This is a genomic window from Streptomyces sp. Tu 2975 (assembly GCF_009832925.1).
In the GTDB taxonomy this organism is placed as follows: Bacteria; Actinomycetota; Actinomycetes; order Streptomycetales; family Streptomycetaceae; genus Streptomyces.
Genome location: NZ_CP047140.1, coordinates 5,751,924 through 5,768,514 on the forward strand (window position 1 = coordinate 5,751,924; position 16,591 = coordinate 5,768,514).

At 70.9% G+C, this 16,591-nt stretch carries 11 protein-coding genes and 2 pseudogenes; 4 read left to right on the forward strand and 9 right to left on the reverse strand.

Features of this window, described 5'->3' with window-relative positions; all coding sequences use genetic code 11:
• Window positions 1-156 precede the first annotated feature (156 nt).
• Window positions 157-1,056: a TIGR01777 family oxidoreductase gene (locus GLX30_RS25525; RefSeq protein WP_159692721.1), complete on the reverse strand. Its 900-nt coding sequence runs from the start codon at window positions 1,054-1,056 to the stop codon at window positions 157-159.
• 43 nt (window positions 1,057-1,099) lie between these two features.
• Here GLX30_RS25525 and GLX30_RS25530 point away from each other — a divergent pair, with 43 nt between their 5' ends.
• Window positions 1,100-1,603: a GNAT family N-acetyltransferase gene (locus GLX30_RS25530; RefSeq protein ID WP_159692723.1), complete on the forward strand. Its 504-nt coding sequence runs from the start codon at window positions 1,100-1,102 to the stop codon at window positions 1,601-1,603.
• Between the two features lie 43 nt (window positions 1,604-1,646).
• On the opposite strand, the pseudogene GLX30_RS25535 reads toward GLX30_RS25530, so the two are convergent.
• Window positions 1,647-3,925, reverse strand: a pseudogene (locus GLX30_RS25535) (MMPL family transporter).
• A 94-nt stretch (window positions 3,926-4,019) separates the two neighbouring features.
• Complete coding sequence (locus GLX30_RS25540) at window positions 4,020-4,541, reverse strand: DUF4240 domain-containing protein (RefSeq protein ID WP_159695243.1); 522 nt, start codon at window positions 4,539-4,541, stop codon at window positions 4,020-4,022.
• 134 nt (window positions 4,542-4,675) lie between these two features.
• Here GLX30_RS25540 and GLX30_RS25545 point away from each other — a divergent pair, with 134 nt between their 5' ends.
• Entirely contained in the window at window positions 4,676-5,596 is a 921-nt protein-coding gene (locus GLX30_RS25545; protein WP_159692725.1) for an SDR family oxidoreductase, read from the forward strand.
• Here the strand turns inward: GLX30_RS25545 and GLX30_RS25550 are convergent.
• Together GLX30_RS25550 and GLX30_RS25555 are read right to left on the reverse strand one after the other, a co-directional pair.
• Window positions 5,587-6,551: pseudogene (locus GLX30_RS25550) on the reverse strand (WYL domain-containing protein). The gene GLX30_RS25545 and the pseudogene GLX30_RS25550 overlap by 10 nt on opposite strands.
• A gap of 7 nt (window positions 6,552-6,558) precedes the next feature.
• Window positions 6,559-7,386 carry a MerR family transcriptional regulator gene (locus GLX30_RS25555; protein ID WP_159692727.1) on the reverse strand — a complete coding sequence of 276 codons (828 nt, stop codon included), beginning with the start codon at window positions 7,384-7,386 and terminating at the stop codon, window positions 6,559-6,561.
• Between the two features lie 171 nt (window positions 7,387-7,557).
• Between GLX30_RS25555 and GLX30_RS25560 the strand changes: the two genes are divergently transcribed.
• Window positions 7,558-9,090: a sodium-dependent transporter gene (locus tag GLX30_RS25560; RefSeq protein ID WP_159695244.1), complete on the forward strand. Its 1,533-nt coding sequence runs from the start codon at window positions 7,558-7,560 to the stop codon at window positions 9,088-9,090.
• Window positions 9,090-9,227 carry a methionine/alanine import family NSS transporter small subunit gene (locus tag GLX30_RS25565; RefSeq protein ID WP_159692729.1) on the forward strand — a complete coding sequence of 46 codons (138 nt, stop codon included), beginning with the start codon at window positions 9,090-9,092 and terminating at the stop codon, window positions 9,225-9,227. Before GLX30_RS25560 ends, GLX30_RS25565 begins: the two co-directional genes overlap by 1 nt.
• A 79-nt stretch (window positions 9,228-9,306) precedes the next feature.
• Here the strand turns inward: GLX30_RS25565 and aceE are convergent, their stop codons facing one another.
• From aceE to lpdA, 4 genes are all read right to left on the reverse strand, one after another.
• Window positions 9,307-11,976, reverse strand: a complete 2,670-nt coding sequence (gene aceE, locus GLX30_RS25570; RefSeq protein ID WP_159692731.1) for a pyruvate dehydrogenase (acetyl-transferring), homodimeric type — start codon at window positions 11,974-11,976, stop codon at window positions 9,307-9,309.
• Between the two features lie 306 nt (window positions 11,977-12,282).
• Entirely contained in the window at window positions 12,283-12,906 is a 624-nt protein-coding gene (locus tag GLX30_RS25575) for a GntR family transcriptional regulator (RefSeq protein ID WP_159692733.1), read from the reverse strand.
• 116 nt (window positions 12,907-13,022) lie between these two features.
• Window positions 13,023-14,858: a 2-oxoglutarate dehydrogenase, E2 component, dihydrolipoamide succinyltransferase gene (gene sucB / locus GLX30_RS25580; RefSeq protein ID WP_159692735.1), complete on the reverse strand. Its 1,836-nt coding sequence runs from the start codon at window positions 14,856-14,858 to the stop codon at window positions 13,023-13,025.
• A gap of 55 nt (window positions 14,859-14,913) precedes the next feature.
• Entirely contained in the window at window positions 14,914-16,302 is a 1,389-nt protein-coding gene (gene lpdA / locus GLX30_RS25585) for a dihydrolipoyl dehydrogenase (RefSeq protein ID WP_159692737.1), read from the reverse strand.
• Window positions 16,303-16,591 lie beyond the last annotated feature (289 nt).

Here is a 16,591-nt window from a genome sequence, read left to right on the forward strand (position 1 = left end):
GCACCGGAGCGCGGGGGCGCACGCCGCGCCCCCGCCCGCCCGGACACGGTCCAGGTCAATACATCCAGGGTCTCTCGTTCGGATCATGCCGGGCTCGCGGGCCCTGGCAGGCACCAGGCCCCGCTCCCTGATCCGGCCTGATCCGAACGAAAGGCCCTAGCGCAGCGCCGCCCGGATCGCGTCGTCGATGCGCGGGAAGGCGAACGGGAACCCCGACCCCAGCAGGACACCCGGCAGCACCCGCCCGCTGTTCAGGACGTCCTCCGCCAGCCCGCCCAGCACCACCCGCAGGGCCGGCGCCGGCACCGCGAACGGCGTGGGACGGCGCAGCACCCGGCCCATCGCCCTGGTCGCCTCCCGGTTGGTCACCGGCTCGGGGGCCGTCAGGTTCACCGGGCCGGACAGGGACTCGGTGTCGATGATGTGCCGCAGCGCCGCCACGGTGTCGTGCAGCGCGATGAAGCTCCAGTACTGCCGGCCGCCGCCCAGCGGGCCGCCCAGCCCCGCCTTGAAGAGCGGGAACATCCGGCCCCAGGCGCCCCCGTGCCGCGCAACCACAAGTCCCGTACGGGCCAGAGCCGTTCGGACACCCGCCTCCTGCGCCGGGGCCGTGGCCTCCTCCCACTCCACGCACACGCCGGGCAGGAACCCCTCCCCGGGCGGCGCGCCCTCGTCCACGGGCCGGCCGCCCGTGTCGCCGTAGTAGCCGACCGCGCTGCCGCTCACCAGCACCCGCGGCGGCACGTCCAAGGACGCCACGGCCTCCGCGATCGCCGCCGTGCCGAGGACGCGGCTGTCGCGGATCTCCTTGCGGTACGCGTCCGTCCAGCGACGGTCGCCCACCCCGGCTCCCGCGAGATGCACCACGGCCTCGCAGCCGATCAGACCGGCCACGTCGACGTACTGCCGTGCGGGGTCCCAGTGGACCTCGTCCCCGGCGCTCGCCGGGCGCCGCACCAGACGCACCACCTCGTGCCCGTCCGCGCGCAAGGAGTTCACCAGCGCCCCGCCGATGAGCCCGGAGGCGCCGGTGACGGCAATTCGGGTTCTCTGCATGGGCCCATCCTGCCCCGGTGGTCCGACATGGCACAGTGGCCCCATGCCCGAGTCGCACATACGCCCCGCACGACGTGACGACGACGCGGAGCTGGGGGAGCTGGACCGCGCCGCCTGGTCGCCGTTGCACGCCGTGACCCCACGGCCGCAGCCGCCGTACGACTCGTTCTTCGACGCCAGCCACCGCCCTGAGCAGTTCCTCGTCGCCGAGGACGGGTACGGGGCGATCCTCGGCTACATCCGGGTGGCCCCGCCGACCCCGCTCGCCTGCAACCGGCATGTCCGCCAGATCCAGGGCCTCGCCGTGGCCGAGCGGGCCCGCGGCCGCGGTGTCGGGCGGGCGCTGCTGCGGGCGGCGTGCGACGAGGCCCGGCGGCAGGGAGCCGTGCGCATCACCCTGCGGGTGCTCGCCCACAACGCGCCGGCGCGGGCGCTGTACGTGGCGGAGGGCTTCGTGGTCGAGGGGGTACTGCCGGGCGAGTTCCACCTCGACGGACGCTATGTGGACGACGTGCTGATGGGCCGCACCCTCACAGGCACCGGGTAGGCCGCCGCGCCAGGCACCGTGCCCTGCCGGGAGGCCCGCTCCCTCACACCCGCCGGGCGGGCCCGCCGCCGGACGCGTGCCCTTCACCCTCGGTGTCCAGGTGCGGCAACAGCCGGTCGAGCCACCGGGGGTCCACCAAGCCGCTCTGCCCAACAGCGTCATCGCGGCGGGTACGAGCAGCAGCCGGACGATCGTCGCGTCGATGAGCACGCTTGCTGCGAGTCCCAGGCCCAGCATCTTCACCACGATGTTGTCGCTGAGGATGAAGGCGGCGAACACGCTGACCATGATCAGAGCGGCGCAGGTGATGACGCGGGCCGTGATCTCCAGTGCGTGCGCCACACTCGCCTTCGGGTCGCCGGTCTCCAGCCACGCCTCGTGGACGCGGGAGAGCAGGAAGATCTCGTAGTCCATGCTGAGACCGAAGACGATGGCGAACATCATCATCGGCACATAGCTCTCGATCGGCACCTCGCCCGACACGCCCAGCGCCGGTCCGCCCCACCCCCACTGGAAGACGGCCACGACCACGCCGTACGCGGCGGCGATGGACAGCACGTTGAGCACGGCCGCCTTCACGGCGACCAGGACACCGCGGAACACGACCAGGATCACGAGGAACGCCAGACCGACGACCACCGCGATGATCAGCGGCAGCCGGCTGGAGACGATGTCGAGGAAGTCGACCTGCGCCGCGGTCGTCCCGGTGACGTAGGTGCGGGCGGCGGTGCCCTTCACCGCCTCCGGCAGCACGTCGTCGGACAGGTGGTCGGTCAGGTGCGTGGTCCGTTCGTCCTGCGGCGCGGCGACGGAGTACGCCGTGGCGATCAGCACATCGCCGTCGGAGGTGGCCTTCAGCGGGGTCACGGTGGCGGCGTCGGGCACGTTCGTGAGCGCGTTCTGTGCCTGCGTGGCCAGCGCCGACCGGTCCGACTGCGGCACGTCGGACTGGTCGATGACCAGCGTCAACGGCCCGTTGGAACCGGGTCCGAAAGCCGTCGACATGAGGTCGTACGCCCGCCGGTCGGTGAACGACTTCGGGTCGGCGCCGTCGCCGATGTGCCCGAGCTGGATGAAGAACAGCGGCACCGCGAGCACGGCCAGGACGATCGTCCCGCCGGCCAGGAACCACCACGGGCGGCGCTCCACCCGCTGTGCGTACCGGTGCCAGGCGCCCTGGGCCTGTTCGCCCGGCCCGGCGTCGGTCTCCGCGACGGGCCTTCGCACATGCAGCCGGTCGATCCACCGGCCCGTCAGCCCGAGCACGGCGGGCACCAGGGTGAGCGCCCCGAGCACAGCTGTGACGACGGTGACGGCGGCCGCCAGGCCCAGCTTGCCGATGAAACCGATGCCGGACACCCACAGCCCGGACAGCGCGATGACGACCGTGCAGCCGGAGACCAGCACGGCCCTGCCGCTGGTGGCCGTGGCCCGGCCGGCCGCCGCCACCGGGTCACGGCCGTTCATCAGGTTCTGGCGATGACGGGTGACCAGGAACAGCGCGTAGTCGATCCCCACCCCGAGCCCGATCATGGTGGCCAGAGTGGGCGAGACGGTGGCGAAGGTGAACGCAGCGGCCAGCAGCCCCAGCAGGGCGAGTCCGCAGATCACCGCGATCAGGGCGGTCACCAGGGGCAGTACCGCCGCGAGGATGCTGCCGAAGCCGATCAGCAGCACCAGGATCGCCACCGCGAAACCGATCGCCTCACTGGTCCGGTCGTCGGCTTCCGGCCGGGCCAACTCGCCGAGAGTGCCGCCGTACTCCACGTCCACCCCGGCGGCGCGCAGCGGCTGCACGGCCGAGTCCACCAGGTCCAGATAGGAGTCGCCGAGTGTGGAGGGCTGGACGTCGAACCGGACGGTGATGTAGGCCGTCTTCTCGTCGGCGGAGAGCGGCCCGACGTCCGGGGTGCCGGCCGGCGGCTTCGGAGGCTCTGTTCCGGGGGCGGGCAGCGGGTTCTGCGCCGAGAGCACATGGGGGAGTTTCCCGAGGGCGGTCACCGCCGTCGACATCTGGCTGCTCACGTCGGTGAGCGGCTTCGCCGAGTCGTGGAGCACGATCTGCGCGCCGTAGCCGCCGGCGGACGGGTCGTGTGCCTTGAGCACGTCCAGGCCGTCCTGGGACTGGGTGCCCGGCAGTGCGAAGTCGTCGGAGTAGTCGCCGCCGTACGCCCGGTCCAGGGCCTGAAGGCCGACCACGGCGGCCAGCCACAGAACGAGCACCGTCACGAAGTGGCGCGCGCACCACTCGCCAATGCGCCGGAGCAGCCCCTTGCTGCGACGTGGGGCGGGTGTGACGGTGGAGGCCGGCGGTCGCGACATGGGCTCATTGAAGTCCGGCCCGGTCGCGGCGGCTTCCCGCCCGGGACAAACGGGTGACCGGTCCGGAACGCCCCGGCCCGGGTCCGACGGCCCGTCAGTCGCTGCCGAACCGCTCCCAGAGCCGCGGGAAGCGTTCGGCGAGCACCGCGTCGTCGTCGAGGTCGAAGGGCGTGCCGGCCGGCTCCGCCGACTGCACGGGGATCCCCAGGTCGGGCGCGTCGGCGCCGGTCAGCTGCTCGTACGCCTCGTCGGCGGCGTAGCCCAGTTCCTCGCCGTCGCCGTCGATGTCCTCGTCGAAATCGTCCAGCAGCTCGGCCAGGGCGTCCGGTTCGTGCACCGCGCTCTCGAAGGTCTCCCGGCCCTGTCCGATGAGCCAGCAGCGGAAGTAGTCGAAAGCGTCGTCGCTCGCCCCGCCGAGCAGGACGGCCGCCGCGCCCCACAGGTCCCAGTGGTAGGCGCGGTTGTAGCGGGCCTCGAAGTGCCGTGCGAAGTCCAGCACGGAGTCGGGGTCGAGCTGCAGCAGCCGTTCGACGAGCAGCTCCGCGTGTTCCTCGGGGTCGCCCTCGGCGGCCTCGCGGGTGCTGTCGATGATCTCCCAGAACTCCGTCTCGTCCATCACGGGTCAAGCATCGTGGTTGGCAGGGGCCGTCGCACGCGGAGCATGCCGAAACGCGGCTGTTTCGCAATACGGTGGCTCCGGTCGGCCCAAGCCCGACAGAAGGTGTCCGGTTTCCGTGCGACGGTCGGCTCATGACGACGACGAACAAGCCGCTCGGCGGCAGGATCGCACTGGTAGCGGGCGCCACCCGGGGCGCGGGACGTGCCATGGCCGTGGAACTCGGCGCCGCGGGCGCGACCGTCTACGTGACCGGCCGGACCACGCGCACCAGCGTGAGCGAGGTCGGCCGCCCCACGGAGACCGTCGAGGAGACCGCCGAACTGGTCACGGCGGCCGGCGGCGAGGGCATCGCCGTGCCCACCGACCACCTCGACCCGGAGCAGGTGAGGGCACTGGTCCGGCGCGTCGAACGTGACCACGGACGGCTGGACGTGCTCGTCAACGACCTCTGGGGCGGAAACTTCCTGCTCGACTTCGACACCCGGATGTGGGACGTCGACCTGGAACGCGGGCTGCGGATGCTGGACCTGGGCGTGAAGAGCCACATCATCACCAGCAGCATCGCACTGCCCCTGCTGGTGCGTGAGCCGGGCGGCCTGGTCGTGGAGGTCACCGACGGCACGGCGGAGACCAACAAGGGGTTCCGCGAGAACTTCTACTACGACCTGGCCAAGAACGGCCCCATCCGGATGGCCTTCATCCTCGGCGAGGAACTGAAGAGCGTCGGCTGCACCGCCGTTGCCGTCACCCCCGGCTTCATCCGCTCCGAGGAGATGCTCGACATCTTCGGCCTCACGGAGGAGAACTGGCGCGACGGCATCGACAAGCAGAAGCACTGGGCCCTGTCCGAATCGCCCGTGTACCTCGCCAGAGGCGTCGCGGCGCTCGTCGCCGACCCCGAGCGGTCCCGCTGGAACGGCCTGTCCCTCGACAGCGGCCGACTGGCAAGGGAGTACGGCGTGACGGACGCGGACGGCAGCCGGCCGGACGTCTGGGGCTACATGCTGGCCGAACAGGCGGGCGGCACACCGGCGGTGGAGAACTACCGGTAGAGGTCACGCAGCGCGGCCGCCGCCCGCGCGAAGCGGGCCCGCAGCTCCGGCGGCCCGAGGACCTCCACCTCGGGCCCCAGCGACAGCAGTTGGCCGTACGCGACGTCCGGCGACTCCACGGGCAGCGTCAGCGTCACCCGCCCCCGGCCGTCCGGCGGACCGGCCGCCGCCAGCGCCTCCTCGGCGGCGCCACGGTCCGTCACGTACGGCAGCCGGCGCGCGCCGTCCTCGGTCACGCGGACGACGGCCTCCGCGCGGAGGATCGACCGGGTGAACTGCGCGGCACGCTCCTGCCAGAACGCGGCCAGCTCGAAGTCCTCGTCCCGTTCGAACCGCTCCCCGTCCGCCTCCACCGACGAGAACCGGTCGATGCGGTAGACCCGCAGCGTGCCGTCCGCCCGCGCGCACAGGTACCAGACGCCGGCCTTCAGCACGAGCCCGTACGGTTCCAGCCGCCGTTCCACCTCGGTGTCCTTGCGACGGTACGTGGCCCGTACGCGGCGGTCGTCCCACACGGCCTCCGCGAGGACCGGCAGCAGTTCCGGGGTCTTCGGTTCCTGGTACCAGCCGGGGCGTCGAGGTGGAAGCGCCGGGCCGCGGACTCGGGCGCGTTCCGAAGCGAGGGCAGCAGCGCCGCGGACACCTTCAGACGTGCCGCGGACGCCGCGTCCTCCAGTCCCATGTCGCGCAGGGCGCCCGGGAGCCCGGACAGGAACAGGGCCTCCGCCTCGTCGCGCCCCAGACCGGTGAGCCGGGTGCGGTACCCGCCGATCAGCCGGTATCCGCCGGCCCGCCCACGGTCGGCGTAGACCGGGACCCCGGCCTCCGACAGGGCGAGCGCGTCGCGGGTGACCGTGCGCTCGGAGACCTCCAGCTCCCGTGCGAGCTCGGCGCCGGTCATGGAGGGCCGCGACTGGAGCAGCAGAACCATCTTGATCAGCCGGGCAGCGCGCATGCCCCCATCATCGCGCAGCGGGGGCAAGCGGTACCTGGAGCTCCGTCACCCACTTCTCCTTGTCGGGCGGGCACTCCAGGTACACCTCGCGGGCGTAGCCGGCCGAGCGGTGGCCGCCGGCGTCGATCCAGCGGGCCAGGTTCTGCTCGGTGGGCATGATCGTGTCCATGGGGCCGCGGTGCACGATCGTCGCCGCCCGCTCCACGGCGGGGAGTTCGGTGATCTCGATGTCCGTTCCCGGCCGTGTCTCCGCGGAGACGGCGCACCCGGCGTGCACCACGATGCCGTCGCCGTCCGGCGCGTCCTCGTAGAAGGCGATGCCGGGTCCGGCCGGCGTGACACCGGCGGCCTTCAGCCGGGAGAACAGCTCGTCGTACATCGGGCCGATCACGGGGCCGATGTGCTCGGGGGCGTAACTGGCGGCGACGGCGGACAGTTCGGCGACGCGGACCGCCGGGGTGCTCTTGATCATGACGTCCTGGGTGGGCATACGACCCTCGCTCTCGATCGACCGGAGCCTCGCCTCGACCTGCGCCAGCCCGGCGGCCGCCGCGGCCATCGCCTCCCGCAGTTCCGCCTCCCGCAGCCTGAGCATCCCGCGCAGCTCCTCCGTGGTCACCTTCTCATCGAGGATCTGCCGCACCTGCTGAAGCGTGAAGCCGAGGTCCTTGAGGGCGATGACGCGGTTGAGCGTGGCGAGCTGGGCCGCGGAGTAGTAGCGGTAGCCGCTGAAAGGGTCGGTGTGCTCGGGACGCAGCAGCCCGACCGCGTCGTAGTGACGCAGCATGCGGGCCGACACACGGCCGTGCCTGGCGAAGTCTCCGATGGTGAACATGACGTCTCCCAGTGCACGGCTTCACACGGTGTCAAGGTCAAGCGTCCCAGCCGCGCCGCCGCGCGCCGTACGCCACGGAAAGCGCCGAAGCACCCACTTCGCGTTAGCGTGCCTTCAGGTCGCTTCTGGACATTCAAGAGAAGACCCCAAGGACGGCAGATGGCTCAGCAACTGACAGAGCAACCCCGTGAACAATGGTCGAGCCGCACCGGATTCTTGCTTGCCGCGATCGGTTCGGCCGTCGGACTCGGCAATATCTGGCGATTCCCGGCCATCGCCTACGAGAACGGCGGCGGCGCCTTCCTGCTGCCGTACCTGGTGGCCCTGCTCACCGCGGGGATTCCCCTGCTGATCATGGAGTACACGATCGGGCGGAAGTACCGGATGTCGCCGCCCGTCGCCCTGCGGCGGATGGCCCGGCCCGCCGAGACCATCGGATGGTGGCAGGTCGTCATCTCGTTCGTGATCGCCACCTACTACGCCGTCATCATCGCCTGGGCCGTGCGGTACATGGGCTTCTCCGTCGGGCAGCAGTGGGGTGACGACCCGGAGGCGTTCCTCTTCGGGGACTTCCTCCGGGCTCCGGAGACGCCTGGTTTCATGGACGGTTTCGTGTCCGGTGTGCTGTGGCCGCTCCTCGCCGTGTGGGTGGTCGTGCTGGTCATCCTGGCGTTCGGCATCCGGAACGGCATCGAACTGGCCAACAAGATCTTCATCCCGCTGCTCGGGGTCCTGTTCGCGGCGCTGGTGATCCGCGCGCTCACGCTGGACGGCGCGGCCGACGGGCTCGACGCTCTCTTCACCCCGAACTGGTCCGAACTCGGCAACGGCAGCGTCTGGGTCGCCGCGTACGGGCAGATCTTCTTCTCGCTGTCGATCGGCTTCGGCATCATGGTCACCTACGCGTCGTACCTGGGCCGCCGGTCCGACCTGACCGGGTCGGCGATGGTCGCGGGCTTCGCCAACAGCTCGTTCGAGATCCTCGCGGGTATCGGCGTGTTCGCCACCCTCGGCCATCTGGCGGCCGCTGCCGGCGTGGGGGTCCACGAGGTCGCCACCGCGGGCATCGGGCTGGCGTTCGTCGCCTTCCCGGCCGTGATCTCGGAGATGCCGCTCGGCGGCCTCTTCGGCGTGCTGTTCTTCGGGTCGCTGGTGATCGCGGGACTCACCTCACTGATCTCCATCGTGCAGGTGGTGGTCTCCGCCGTGCAGGACCGCACCGGAATGGGCCGACTGCCGGCCGTGTTCGGGGTCGGCGGCCTGATCGCGCTGGTCTCGATCCTGCTCTTCCCGACCGAGTCCGGAATCTTCCTGCTCGACGCCTCCGACCACTTCATCAACCAGTACGGCATCGCGCTGGCCGCGCTGGTCGCGCTCGTCGTCATCGTCTGGGTGCTGCGACAGCTCCCGTCGCTCCAGCAGAACGCGAACGCGACCTCGGCCATCCGGCTCGGCGTCTGGTGGCGGATCTGTCTCGGGGTCGTCACGCCCATCGTGCTCGGCTGGATGATGGTCGACAGCCTGCGGGCGGAGTTCGATGAGAACTACGAGGGCTACTCGACCGGCTTCCTGCTCTCCGCGGGCTGGAGCGTCGCCGTCGGAGCGCTTCTCATCGGAGTGATCCTCGCGTTCCTGCCCTGGCCGGCCGGCGGGGAGAACCCGGATCTCGACATGGAAGCGCCCGCCGAACGGAAGGACCACTGATGTCCGCCAGCGCCATCGTCATGATGGTCATCGCCATCGTCATCGTCTGGGGTGGACTGATCGCCGCCATTCTCCGGCTGCGCAAGCACCCGCACGAGACGGATCCGACGCCCCCCGGCACGCACGCGGCCGAATGACCGTGGTGGTGTGACCGGGGACCACCCGAACGAACAGGGGCCGACGGTCCGCCGCCCCCTGTTCGTCCGGAGGCGAGGCCTACAGGCCGTAGCGCTCGCGTGCCTCCTTCACGGCCGAGGCGGGGACCTCACCGCGCTTCACCAGCTGGGCCAGGGCCGCGACCGTGATCGACTGCGCGTCGACACCGAAGTGGCGGCGGGCCGCGTCACGCGTGTCCGACAGGCCGAAGCCGTCCGTGCCGAGCGAGGACCAGTCCTGCTCCACCCACTGGCTGATCTGGTCCGGCACCTGCCGCATCCAGTCGGAGACCGCCAGCACCGGGCCGGGCGCGCCCTCCAGGGCCTGGGTGACGTACGGGGTGCGCTGCTCGCCGCGGAGCAGGGCCGCGTCGGCCTCGAGCGCGTCGCGGCGCAGTTCGCCCCACGAGGTCGCGGACCAGACGTCGGCGGCCACGTTCCAGTCGTCCGCCAGGAGCCGCTGGGCCTCGAGCGCCCAGTGGATCGCCGTACCGGAGGCGAGCAGTTGAAGCCGCGGCGCGTCCGCGCCGGCAGCGCCCTCCTTGAAGCGGTACAGGCCCTTGACGATGCCCTCTTCGACGCCCTCCGGCATGGCGGGCTGCGGCTTGGGCTCGTTGTAGACCGTGAGGTAGTAGAAGACGTCCTCAGGATTCTCGCCGTACATCCGGCGCAGGCCGTCCTTGACGATCACCGCGATCTCGTACGCGAACGCCGGGTCGTAGTTGAGCGACGCCGGGTTGGTGGCGGCGATCAGGTGCGAGTGGCCGTCCGCGTGCTGGAGGCCCTCACCGGTCAGCGTGGTGCGGCCCGCGGTGGCGCCGACGATGAAGCCCTTGCCGAGCTGGTCGGCGAGCTGCCACATCTGGTCGCCGGTCCGCTGCCAGCCGAACATCGAGTAGAAGATGTAGAACGGGATCATCGTCTCGCCGTGCGTCGAGTACGACGTGGCGGCGGCGATGAAGTCGGCCATGGCGCCGGCCTCGGTGATCCCCTCGTTGAGGATCTGGCCGTCCTTGGCCTCCTTGTAGTACATCAGCTGGTCGCGGTCGACCGGCTCGTACGTCTGGCCCATCGGCGAGTAGATGCCGGCGGAGGGGAACAGCGACTCCATACCGAAGGTGCGGGCCTCGTCCGGGACGATCGGCACCCAGCGGCGGCCCGTCTGCTTGTCCCGCATCAGGTCCTTGACCAGGCGGACGAAGGCCATGGTCGTGGCCATCTCCTGCTTGCCGGAGCCCTTGTGCAGCGCCTTGAACGCGCGCTCCTCCGGCTGGGGCAGCGGCGCTGAGGCGTGCACCCGGCGGGCCGGGGCGGGGCCTCCGAGGGCCGCGCGGCGTTCCTGGAGGTAGCGGACCTCGGGGGAGTCGGCGCCTGGGTGGCCGTAGGGCACGACACCGCTGTCGAAGGCGCTGTCCGCGATCGGGAGCCCGAGCAGGTCACGCATGCCCTTGAACTCGTCGATCGTCAGCTTCTTCATCTGGTGGTTGGCGTTCTTGGACTCGAAGCCCTTGCCGAGGGTGTGGCCCTTCACCGTCTGGGCGAGGATCACGGTCGGCGCACCCTTGTGGGCGAGCGCCGCGCGGTACGCCGCGTACACCTTGCGGGCCTCGTGGCCACCGCGGGAGGTGTGGAAGCACTCGGCGATCTTGGCGTCGGTGAGGAGCTTCCCGAGCTCGACGAGCGCGGGTTCCGCACCGAAGAAGTGCTCACGGATGTAGGCCACGTCGCGGGTCGCGTACGTCTGGAACTGCGCGTCCGGGACCTCGCGCAGCCGGCGCACCAGGGCGCCCGTGGTGTCGAGCTGGAACACCTCGTCCCAGGCGGAGCCCCACAGCGACTTGACGACGTTCCAGCCGGCGCCGCGGAACTGGGCCTCCAGCTCCTGCACGATCTTGAAGTTGGCGCGGACCGGGCCGTCGAGACGCTGCAGGTTGCAGTTGATCACGAAGGTCAGGTTGTCCAGCTGCTCACGGGAGGCGAGGGCGAGTGCCGCGGTCGACTCGGGCTCGTCCATCTCGCCGTCACCGAGGAACGCCCAGACGTGGGAGTTCGAGGTGTCCTTGATGCCGCGTCCCTGGAGGTAGCGGTTGAACCGCGCCTGGTAGATCGCGGACAGCGGGCCGAGGCCCATGGAGACGGTGGGGAACTCCCACAGCCAGGGCAGCCGGCGGGGGTGCGGGTACGAGGGGAGGCCCTTGCCGCCGGCCTCCTGGCGGAAGTTGTCGAGGTGGTCCTCGGTGAGGCGGCCGTCGAGGAAGGCGCGGGCGTAGATGCCGGGGGAGGCGTGGCCCTGGATGTAGAGCTGGTCGCCGGAGCCGTCCCCCTCCTTGCCGCGGAAGAAGTGGTTGAAGCCGGTCTCGTAGAGCCAGGCCGCGGAGGCGAAGGTGGCGATGTGGCCGCCGACGCCGTGCTTGGCGCCCCGGGTCACCATGGCCGCGGCGTTCCAGCGGTTCCAGGCGGTGATCCGGGCTTCCATCGCCTCGTCGCCGTCGAAGGCGGGCTCGGCGGAGGTCGGGATGGTGTTGACGTAGTCCGTCTCCAGCAGGCGGGGCAGGGCCACACCGGCCTTCTCGGCGTGCTGGAGCGTGCGGCGCATCAGATACGCGGCGCGGTGCGGGCCTGCGTGCTCCGCGACGGCGTCGAGGGACGCCGCCCACTCGGCGGTTTCCTCGGCGTCGCGGTCCGGGAGCTGGTCGAGCTCGCTCGGAAGCTTGCCTACGGGGTCGGTCATGATCGCCGCCTTCCGGACAGGAGGGGGGTTGAGATAAGGGGGTGCCGTGTCTGGCAGGACAGGGCGACGGGTCTGGTGGACCCGGTGACGACTGTAAGTCTCTGATCGATGATCGATCAAAGCCTGGGGTGAAATTGGCATCGGGTGCCTCAAAAGTGGGCACGCTGTGCCGCGACGAAAGGGTCTAATCGGGCGCGTAAGTGCCCGTTCGAGCAGGCCCGACCCCAGGCGTGCGGCTGCCTGGAGAAGGCTGCAGGCCGGCGCAGCGTGCGAAGAGCTACGGGCGGGGGACCGGCTGTGACCCGCCTACGCGCGCGGGGCGCAGCCGAGGACGTGCGCCTTCACCAGTGAGCCGATCTCCGGGTCACGTCGGCGGAAGGCCTCCACCAGGTCCTGGTGCTCCTCCGCGTACGACTTCTGCACCGTGCCCAGCCAGCGGATCGACAGTGCCGTGAAGACCTCGATCCCCAGCCCTTCCCAGGTGTGCAGAAGGACGCCGTTGCCCGCCGCCCTGACCAACTCCCGGTGGAAGGCCACGGTGTGGCGTACCTGCCCCGCAGAGTCGCCGGTCCGGTCCGCCTCGTACAGCGCCGCCACGTGCGGCTCCAGCGTCGCGCAGTCCTCCGCGAGGCGCACCGCGGCCAGTTCGGCCGCGATCTGCTCCAAACCCGCCCGGACCGGGTAGCTCTCCTCCAGGTCCGCCGCGGTCAGATTCCGCACCCGTACGCCCTTGTTGGGCGCCGACTCGATCAGCCGCAGTGACTCCAGTTCGCGCAGCGCCTCACGCACCGGCGTCTGGGAGACCTCGAGTTCGGTGGCGATCCGGCGCTCGACGATCCGTTCCCCCGGCTTCCAGCGCCCGCTGACGATCCCCTCCACGATGTGCTCGCGGATCTGATCGCGCAGCGAGTGGACGACGGGGATGGTCATGGAGCGCTCCTTAAAGCCGCGTCGACCTGTGGCCCTTAGACAATACGGCTGCGCCCCCGCCCGGAAGTACTCCCGGGCGGGGGCGCAGCAGGTGAGGCTGGTTACAGCGGTGCCGCTCAGAGGCCGAGCTCGACCTCGAACTCACCGGCCTCCAGGATCTGCTTGACGGCCGTCAGGTAGCGGGCGGCGTCGGCGCCGTCCACCAGACGGTGGTCGTAGGAGAGCGCGACGTACGTCATGTCGCGGATCGCGATCGTCTCACCGAGGTCCGGGTGGTTCACGACCACCGGACGGCGGACCGTGGCACCGATGCCCAGGATGGCGACCTGGTTCGGCGGCACGATGATCGTGTCGAACAGCGCACCACGCGAGCCGGTGTTGCTGATCGTGAAGGTCGCACCGGCGAGGTCGTCCGGAGTGATCTTGCTGGCGCGCACGGCGCCGGCGAGCTCGGCGGTCTTCTTGGCGATACCGGCGAGGTTCAGGTCGCCCGCACCCTTGATGACCGGCGTCATCAGACCCTTCTCGGAGTCCACGGCGATGCCGATGTTCTCCGAGTCGAAGTACGTGATGGTGCCCTCGGCCTCGTTGATCCGGGCGTTGACGACCGGGTGGGCCTTCAGCGCCTGGGCGGCGGCCTTGACGAAGAACGGCATCGGGGAGAGCTTGACGCCCTCACGGGCCGCGAACGAGTCCTTCGCACGGGCACGCAGCTTCATCAGCTTGGTGATGTCGACCTCGACGACCGAGGTCAGCTGCGCCTGGTCGTGCAGCGCCTTCATCATGTTGTCGCCGATGACCTTGCGCATGCGGGTCATCTTGACCGTCTGGCCGCGCAGCGGGGACGCCTCGAGCTTCGGGGCCTTGGCCGCGGCCGGGGCGGCAGCGGCGGCGGGCGCCTGCGCGGCGGCCTTGGCGGCCTCCGCGGCGGTGATGACGTCCTGCTTACGGATACGGCCACCGACGCCGGTGCCCTTGACCGAACCGAGGTCGACGCCGTTCTCGGCGGCGAGCTTGCGGACCAGCGGGGTCACGTACGCGTCGCTCGCCTCGACGGCGGCGGGCGCGGCCGGGGCGGCAGGAGCCGCCGGGGCCTGGGCCGGCGCGGGAGCCGGGGCGGCGGGAGCCGCCGGGGCCTGGGCCGGCGCGGGAGCCGGCGCGGCCGGAGCCGGTGCCGGGGCGGCCGCGGGTGCCGGAGCCGGCTCGGGGGCCGGAGCGGCGGGCGCGGGAGCCTGGGCGGGGGCCGCCGGCGCGGGGGCCGGAGCAGCGGCCGGGGCGGGGGCGGCGGCCGGAGCCGCACCCTTCGCACCGATGACGGCCAGCTTGGCGCCGACCTCCGCCGTCTCGTCCTCCGCGACCACGATCTCCAGCAGCACGCCGGAAGCCGGGGCCGGGATCTCGGTGTCGACCTTGTCGGTGGAGACCTCGAGCAGCGGCTCGTCCTCGGTGACCTCCTCGCCGACCTCCTTCAGCCAGCGGGTCACGGTGCCCTCGGTGACGCTCTCGCCGAGCGCCGGGAGGACCACGTCGGTGCCTTCGGCGGAGCCACCGCCGGCTGCGGCCTCCGCGGTCGGGGCGGGAGCCGGGGCGGCAGCCTCGGTGGACGGCGCGGCCTGCGGCGCCTCCTGGGCGGGCGCGGGCGCCTCGGCCGGAGCCGGGGCGGGAGCCGCGGCCTCGGCAGCGGCGGGGGCCGGGGCGGCAGCGGGGGCGCCGCTGCCGTCGTCGATGACGGCCAGCTCGGCGCCGACCTCTACGGTCTCGTCCTCGGCGACCTTGATGGACGCGAGGACACCGGAGGCAGGGGCGGGGATCTCGGTGTCGACCTTGTCGGTCGACACCTCGAGCAGCGGCTCGTCGGCCTCGACGCGCTCTCCCTCGGCCTTCAGCCAGCGGGTGACAGTGCCCTCGGTGACGCTCTCACCGAGCGCCGGAAGGGTTACGGAAACCGCCATGGTTTCAGTTGCTCCTTAACGATGTGCGGAAGTGGTCTGTCGCGCCCGTAACTGACTAGTCGTGGGAGTGCAGCGGCTTGCCGGCCAGGGCCAGGTGGGCCTCGCCGAGCGCCTCGTTCTGCGTCGGGTGCGCGTGGATGAGCTGCGCGACCTCGGCCGGCAGAGCCTCCCAGTTGTAGATCAGCTGAGCTTCACCGACCTGCTCGCCCATACGGTCACCGACCATGTGGACGCCGACCACGGCACCGTCCTTGACCTGGACGAGCTTGATCTCGCCCGCGGTCTTCAGGATCTTGCTCTTGCCGTTGCCCGCCAGGTTGTACTTCAGGGCGACGACCTTGTCCGCACCGTAGATCTCCTTGGCCTTGGCCTCGGTGATACCGACGGAGGCGACCTCCGGGTGGCAGTACGTCACCCGCGGCACGCCGTCGTAGTCGATCGGGACGGTCTTCAGACCGGCCAGCCGCTCCGCCACCAGGATGCCCTCGGCGAAGCCGACGTGCGCGAGCTGGAGGGTCGGGACCAGGTCACCGACCGCGGAGACGGTGGGCACGTTGGTCTGCATGTACTCGTCGACCAGGACGTAGCCGCGGTCCATCGCGACGCCCTGCTCCTCGTAACCGAGACCCTGGGAAACGGGGCCGCGGCCGATGGCGACCAGGAGGACCTCGGCCTCGAAGGTCTTGCCGTCGGCGAGGGTGACGCGCACGCCGTCCTGGGTGTACTCGGCCTTCTCGAAGAAGGTGCCCAGGTTGAACTTGATGCCGCGCTTGCGGAAGGCACGCTCGAGCAGCTTCGAGCTGTTCTCGTCCTCGACCGGCACGAGGTGCTTGAGGCCCTCGACGACGGTGACGTCGGTGCCGAACGACTTCCACGCGGAGGCGAACTCGACGCCGATGACGCCGCCGCCCAGGATGATCGCGGACTTCGGCACGCGGTCCAGGACCAGCGCGTGGTCCGAGGAGATGATGCGGTTGCCGTCGATGTCCAGACCCGGCAGGGACTTCGGCACGGAGCCGGTCGCCAGGAGGACGTGGCGGCCCTGCACGCGGCGGCCGTTCACGTCGACGGAGGTGGGGGAGGACAGCCGGCCCTCACCCTCGATGTAGGTCACCTTGCGGGAGGCGACCAGACCCTGCAGACCCTTGTAGAGGCCCGAGACGACCTCGTCCTTGTACTTGTGAACGCCGGCGATGTCGATGCCCTCGAAAGAGGTCTTGACACCGAACTGGTCGGCTTCACGAGCCTGGTCCGCGATCTCGCCGGCGTGCAGCAGAGCCTTCGTGGGGATGCAGCCGTTGTGCAGGCAGGTGCCGCCGAGCTTGTTCTTTTCGATCAGTGCGACGTCCAGGCCCAGCTGAGCTCCGCGCAGCGCCGCAGCGTAACCGCCGCTACCACCGCCGAGGATCACTAGGTCGAAAACGGTGCTGGCGTCGTTCGCCACGTCACGTCCTCCATGCATGTGCGCCGTTCGCCGGGCCCCCGTCTCGGGAGATGACCGGCCGGTCGGCTGGTGTTCGGCCGCTGTCTCTTCGGCCCTGTGGTGGGGGCCCTGTCCTGCCGAGAACCCATCTTCGCACTTGTTGACGGACGGCGGGACGCGGGGCCGGAGCTTGAGATGGTGAGCTTGAGCGCTTTTCCCCGTTACCGGGACGTAATGAAGGCGGGCCTGCAGCACGGGGGCGGGGCGGGGAAGAGGCGCCGCGCAGCGGCGCCCGCGGCCCCACCCGCCC